This is a genomic window from Paraburkholderia sp. BR10923, assembly GCF_040948765.1.
Lineage (GTDB): Bacteria > Pseudomonadota > Gammaproteobacteria > Burkholderiales > Burkholderiaceae > Paraburkholderia > Paraburkholderia youngii.
Window position 1 is genome coordinate 1 of record NZ_JBFPKO010000168.1, and the last position, 435, is coordinate 435.

Annotated in this window: 1 pseudogene; it reads left to right on the plus strand. The window is 61.1% G+C overall.

What is annotated here, in order from left to right:
* Positions 1 to 435: pseudogene (sucC, locus tag AB3X94_RS41950) on the plus strand (succinate--CoA ligase subunit beta); the annotation flags it as partial.

Here is a 435-nt window from a genome sequence, read left to right on the forward strand (position 1 = left end):
TCGGCGTGCCCGACGCTTCGATCCCGCAAGCCCGCGCGATCCTGCAAGGCCTGTACAAGGCATTCTGGGAAACCGACGCATCGCTCGCCGAAATCAACCCGCTGATCCTGACCGGCGACGGCAAGGTTATCGCACTCGACGCGAAGTTCAACTTCGACTCGAACGCGCTGTTCCGTCACCCGGAAATCGTCGCGTACCGCGATCTGGACGAAGAAGATCCGGCTGAAATCGAAGCGTCGAAGTTCGACCTCGCGTACATCTCGCTCGACGGCAACATCGGCTGCCTCGTGAACGGCGCTGGCCTCGCCATGGCAACGATGGACACCATCAAGCTGTTCGGCGGCGAACCGGCGAACTTCCTCGACGTCGGCGGTGGTGCGACGACCGAGAAGGTCACCGAAGCGTTCAAGATCATGCTGAAGAACCCGAACCTGA